Raw genomic sequence first — 3,020 nt, 5'->3', positions numbered from 1 at the left:
GGTGATCGTGACGAGCGCGCCGCCGCCGGGGGCGTTGGCGGCCTCGGCGGTACCGCCGTGCGCGGCGGCGATCGCCGCGACGATGGACAGGCCGAGCCCGGCGCCGCCGTCGTCGCGGCCGCGGGCCGCGTCCGCGCGGCGGAACCGTTCGAACGCGTGCGGCAGGAAGTCGGTGGGGAATCCCGCGCCGTGGTCGCGGACCTGGATGACGACCGCGTCGGGTGGCCCGTCGGCGCGCCCGGGCGTGCGGTCACCGCGCAGTTCGACGGCGCTGCCGGGTGGGGCGTGCCGCGCCGCGTTGGCGAGCAGGTTGTCGACGGCCTGGCGCAGCAGGTCCGAGTCGCCGAACACGGTCAGCGGCCGGTCGGCGGGGGGCACGGCGACGGTCAGGCGCAGGTCGCGCGAGTCCGCGTAGCCGGCGGCGGCCCGCACGGCACGGTCGAGTATCTCGTCGAGCGGGACGGGCCCGCGCCGCACATGACCCCCGTCCATCCGGGCGAGGGTGAGCAGGGACTCGGCGAGGCGGATCAGCCGTTCGGTCTCTTCGCCGGCGGTGTGGATCGCCTCGCGCAGCTGCGCCGCCGAGCGCCCCGGCCTGGCCGCGAGTTCCAGTTCGGCGCGCAGCACGGTCAGGGGGGTGCGCAGCTCGTGGCCGGCGTCGGCGACGAAGGCTCGGTCGCGGGCGCGGGCGGCGTGCAGCCGGCCGAGCAGATCGTTCATGGTCCGGGCGAGGGCGGCGATCTCGTCGCGGGTGGTGGGCACCGCGAGCTGGAATCCCGTGTCCGCCTCCCGGCCGGCCGGGTTGCCGGGTGCGGAGTGCACCATGGCCAGGTCCGAGGCGGCCATCGCCGCGGCCTGGCGGCGCATCCGGTCCACCGGGCGTAGCGCGGCGCCGGACAACAGCCAGGCGGCGAGGCCGGCCAACGCGATCAGCGGCGCTGTCGCGGTGACCATCACATTGCGCACCCGGTCTTCGGCGCGGTCGGTGAGATGGGTCGGCGTGCCGACGACGGCGATCATCGTGGTGCCGGTGGTGCCGGTGGTGCCGGTGGTGCCGGTGGTGCCGGGAGTGCCGGGAGTGCCGGCGCGCACCGGGATCGCGTACAGGCGGGCCTCGCCGACGCCTCGGGCCCGGTCCGCCTCGCCGCTTTTGATCCACAGTGGCCGGGAACGCGCCCGGGCGAGCTCGTCGCCGGTCAGCAGCGGGCGGGTTCCGGCGTCATCGGAGGAGGCGATCGTCCGCCCGTCAGGGGCGAGGACCTGCGCGATCGAACCACCCCCGGCGAGCAGGGCCGTCGCGTTCCCGATGGGACGTCCAGGCGGCACGCCGCCGGCGGCGAAGCGGTCGGCGAGGCGCACGCTGAGCACGTCCGCCCGGGTGCGCAGATCCGTGTCGACGGCGTCGCGCAGATTCGCCCGCAGCAGCAGGTAGAACAGGGACCCGGCGAGCAGGAGGACCAGCGCGGTGCCGAACGCGAACAGCAGGGTCAGCCGGACCCGCAGCGGCACGCCGAGCTACGTTCGGCCGCCGGCCACCGGCGGGGCGGCAGCGGGCGGTGCGGGTCGGTGCGGGTCGGGGGGGACGCACAGTCGGTAGCCGACGCCCCGGACGGTCTCGATGAGGGAGGGGTCGCCCACCCGGTCGATCTTGCGGCGCAGGTAGCGAACGTACTGGTCGACGATGTTGGACGTGGCGTCGAAGGCGTCGTCCCAGACATGCTCGGTGATGTAGGTACGGGTGAGCACCTCGTCGGGGCGGCGCAGCAGCAGGTGCAGCAGGGCGAACTCCTTCGCGGACAGGTCCACGGGCACCCCGTCGCGCCACGCCCGGTGGCCGGCCGGGTCGAGTTCCACCGCGCCGACGCGCAGCACGACGGGCCGGTGCACCGCGCCGCGGCGGACCAGCGCGCGCAGCCGGGCGGTGAGCTCGCCGAAGCTGAACGGTTTGGGCAGGTAGTCGTCGGCGCCGGCGTCCAGGCCACGGATGCGGTCGTCGACGTCGACGCGGGCGGTGAGCATGAGCACCGGCGCCCAGCGGTGGCCGGCGCGCAGCCGGCGGCACACCTCGAAGCCGTCGATGCCGGGCAGCATCAGGTCGAGGACGATCGCGTCGTAGGCGATCTCGGTGGCCCGCCAGACGGCGTCGATCCCGTCACCGACGACATCGACGGCGTATCCCTCCTCGACGAGGCCCCGGCGCAGCACCGCGGCGGTGCGCACCTCGTCCTCCACGACCAAGACCCGCATGGACCGATGGTAGGACCCGCCGGATGTGACGGCGATTTGACATCAGGGTCCGATACAGGCTGGCCACCGTCGGTGAGGCGGTGAGACCGAAGCTCAGCCCGACGGCGACGAACAGCACGCACGCGGCCGCGAGCGGCAGGTGGTCGGCGCTCGCCGCGAAGGTGGCCAGCAGCGCGGCGGTGACGGCGGCGCCGGCGCGTACGAGGGAGCGGGCGCCGAGGCGGTCGCTGATCCGCCCGCCGGTCGGCATCGACACCAGCAGCCCGAGCCCGAGGGCGCAGACCAGCAGCCCCTGGTCGAGGCCGTGCAGGCCGTGCTGGTCGAGACCGATCACGGGCAGGGAGGTGGTCTGCCCGTACATGACCAGGCCGACCAGGCCCATCACGGCGATGCTCGCGGCGAATTCGGGTCGGCGCAGCAGGCGCAGGTCGAGCGCGGGGGTGGCGGTCGTGGTGAACGCGTGGTGGACGTAGGCGGCGAGCAGAACGGCGACGCGCTGCGCGTGCTGCAGACCCTCGACGTCTCCCCCGCGCGCTGGCAGGCGAGCCTGTACGAGGTGGGCGTGCAGCGCTCGGTAACGCCGGGCTGCTGCACGTCGCGGACCCGGCGCTCGCTGCCCGCCAGTTCTTCGCGCTGATCAACGCGCAGATCCCCGAGCTGACCGAGAACGGCACCCGCCCGGTGGCGGACGACGTCGTGCGCCGCGCCGTGCAGGCCGGTGTGCGCACGTTCCTGCTCGCCCAGGGCGTGCCCGCCCCACAGCCGCCGGCCCC

General features: G+C 75.0%; 5 protein-coding genes. 2 read left to right on the top strand and 3 right to left on the bottom strand.

The window, feature by feature from the left end:
• The 3 genes from NBZ85_RS29620 to NBZ85_RS29610 all read right to left on the bottom strand — a co-directional run.
• Positions 1–1,509 (bottom strand): sensor histidine kinase (locus NBZ85_RS29620; RefSeq protein ID WP_261563229.1); only part of this gene is annotated, 1,509 nt, incomplete at its 3' end.
• A gap of 6 nt (positions 1,510–1,515) precedes the next feature.
• Entirely contained in the window at positions 1,516–2,247 is a 732-nt protein-coding gene (locus NBZ85_RS29615; protein WP_261560551.1) for a response regulator, read from the bottom strand.
• Complete coding sequence (locus NBZ85_RS29610) at positions 2,153–2,731, bottom strand: MFS transporter (RefSeq protein ID WP_368861459.1); 579 nt, start codon at positions 2,729–2,731, stop codon at positions 2,153–2,155. Before NBZ85_RS29610 ends, NBZ85_RS29615 begins: the two co-directional genes overlap by 95 nt.
• Here NBZ85_RS29610 and NBZ85_RS29605 point away from each other — a divergent pair.
• Together NBZ85_RS29605 and NBZ85_RS29600 are read left to right on the top strand one after the other, a co-directional pair.
• Complete coding sequence (locus tag NBZ85_RS29605) at positions 2,708–2,884, top strand: hypothetical protein (protein WP_261563227.1); 177 nt, start codon at positions 2,708–2,710, stop codon at positions 2,882–2,884. The genes NBZ85_RS29610 and NBZ85_RS29605 overlap by 24 nt on opposite strands.
• Positions 2,833–3,020, top strand: a 188-nt coding sequence (locus NBZ85_RS29600) for a TetR/AcrR family transcriptional regulator C-terminal domain-containing protein (RefSeq protein WP_308205238.1), incomplete at its 3' end; no start/stop codon positions are given. The genes NBZ85_RS29605 and NBZ85_RS29600, both read left to right, overlap by 52 nt.

This window comes from Frankia tisae (assembly GCF_025403405.1).
GTDB classification, from domain to species: Bacteria; Actinomycetota; Actinomycetes; order Frankiales; family Frankiaceae; genus Frankia; species Frankia tisai.
Note: the sequence above shows the minus strand (reverse complement) of the source record. Positions and strands in the feature narration are given on the sequence as shown.

Bases quoted from the DNA above. Each gene is read 5' to 3' on its own strand.
- NBZ85_RS29615 (WP_261560551.1), bottom strand. From the start codon at position 2,247: ATGCGGGTCTTGGTCGTGGAGGACGAGGTGCGCACCGCCGCGGTGCTG.